Annotated in this window: 1 protein-coding gene; it reads right to left on the bottom strand. The window is 64.3% G+C overall.

From position 1 onward, the window contains the following. Positions 1-200 precede the first annotated feature (200 nt). On the bottom strand, positions 201-884 hold the full coding sequence (locus LDQ05_RS19580; protein WP_226438616.1) for a Crp/Fnr family transcriptional regulator: 684 nt from the start codon (positions 882-884) through the stop codon (positions 201-203). Positions 885-1,019: the final 135 nt, after the last annotated feature.

Below are 1,019 nucleotides of genomic sequence, written 5' to 3'. Positions count from 1 at the left end.
AGATCCAGTGGAACAACCCGGCACGAGCGGTCGGGCGGTCAGCTATCTCCACACTCTGCCCGAAGGCGCGCAAAGGAAGTCACGACGACAGCATCAGCCGATCGGTGCATTGAGGCTTAAGACTCCAGCCAAACGGACGACGGCGCTCGGCTCATCACCAGCTCCGGAGACCCCGGCGTCAATCCGTCACGGTACCGGGTCTAACGAGGTGTGGCCACGCGTTCAAGTGCATCAGCGTCGAGGATCGAGACGTCGCGGCGTCCGTGGAGTTCGATGACACCGGAGGCGGCGAGAGCGGCAAGGCGTCGGCTCAGGGTTTCTGGCGTGGTGCCCAGGTAGGAGGCGATTTCGTACTTCGCCATCGGCAGCCACACTGTGGGCACGCCGTCTCGGATGCTGCCGGGCAGATCGAGCAGGTAGGCCGCGATGCGGGCGCTGACATCGCTGGAGGTGATGGCGGCCAGCAACCGTTCGACGGAGGCGAGCCTGTCGGACAGAGTCCGCAGCATCCGCAGACCGACATCAGGGTAGTCGCGCAGCAGGGCCGAGAGGTCGGTGTGGTCGAAGACGCACATCCGGCTGTCTTCCAGCGCGACGACGAGGTCATTGGGCAGGTGGCCGGTCAGGAAGGCCCGTTCGCCCACGACATCACCGTCGGTCACGGTGCGCAGGATTTGTTCCTGGCCATTGGCCGCCGCATGGCTGACCTTGAGGTGTCCGCTGTGCATCACCAACAGACGCGAGGCCGACTGTCCTGGCGAATAGACCGTCTCTCCCTTGGCAACATGCACCGGGCGGACGAACTCCGCGACCCGCAACTGCTCCTCGCGGGTGAGTCCTTGGAAGATCGGCACGCGGCCGATGCACAGATCGTCCAGGGGCATGTGGCGAGTCTACCGGAGCCCGGATCCACCGGTGATGTGACGGTGTGAGCGTGTCGTAGAACGCGAGAGCCCCTGTAGGGCAGGAGAATCTGAGTTACCACACCAAGATTCCGGCACCAGAACAGAGGCATCTCG

Source organism: Rhodococcus yananensis (genome assembly GCF_020515525.1).
GTDB lineage: Bacteria > Actinomycetota > Actinomycetes > Mycobacteriales > Mycobacteriaceae > Rhodococcus > Rhodococcus yananensis.
The sequence above is the reverse complement of the archived record's forward strand: the minus strand, read 5'-3'. Positions and strand labels throughout refer to the sequence as shown.

Coding starts and splice junctions, on each gene's coding strand:
- LDQ05_RS19580 (WP_226438616.1), bottom strand. CDS start 884: ATGCCCCTGGACGATCTGTGCATCGGCCGCGTGCCGATCTTCCAAGGA.